This window comes from Vibrio sp. 1401, from assembly GCF_033340295.1.
Genome location: NZ_JAWOWF010000289.1, coordinates 1 through 762, shown reverse-complemented (window position 1 = coordinate 762; position 762 = coordinate 1). Strand labels below are relative to the sequence as shown.

The 762-nt window shown below is 48.0% G+C and carries 1 pseudogene; it reads right to left on the bottom strand.

What is annotated here, in order from left to right:
• A pseudogene (locus R7Z77_RS25175) lies at nt 1–762 on the bottom strand (RNA polymerase factor sigma-54); the annotation flags it as partial.

Sequence of the window (762 nt, the reverse complement as noted above, 5' to 3'; positions counted from 1 at the left end):
ACGTATTCTGTGTCGTCTGGGGTAATGCGGCTGCCCGGACGAGGATCTAACTGTTGGATCAGTTTTAATACTTCGCGTAGATCCGCTTCTTTTAGCTTAGTTTCTTTGATGACCAGTTTGTAATCGCGATTACCAAGGTGATCGATGTGATCGGCAAGAATCATTTTGGCTTCCGCAAGCCAAGGCGTGTCTTCTGGGAAGGTTGCAAGTTGCAGGAGTAAGCATTCTTGCAGGTTCCGCGATGCCACACCAAGCGGGTCAAACTGTTGGATGCGTTTGCGCACGGCTTCGACTTCATCCAACTCAATATCTTCGTTGTCGAAGCTTTCGTGAATCTCTTCAGGAGATAGGGTCAGATAGCCGTAATCGTCAATCGCATCAATGATGGCAATGGCAATCGTACGGTCGGTTTCACTGAAAGGCGTTAAGTCGAGTTGCCACATCAGGTAATCGTGTAGCGATTCTGTGGTTTCGCCTTGGTAGACCGGCATATCATCGTCTAACGCTAAACCGGTACTGCCCGTATTTGCGCTGTAGACGTCATCCCAAGTTGTGTCGATTTCAAGCTCTGAGCTGATTTCGGACTTTTCGATGACGTCAGAACTATCAGGAACTTCGATTTCTGTTGGCTCGTTGGCACTGTTGTCAGCAGTTTCGAGTGCTGATTTGTCTTCACCATTTGCTTGAGGTTCTTCGTGGCCTTCTTCAACTTCCAATAGCGGGTTTGAGTCCAACGCTTCTTGGATTTCTTGTTGAAGACCG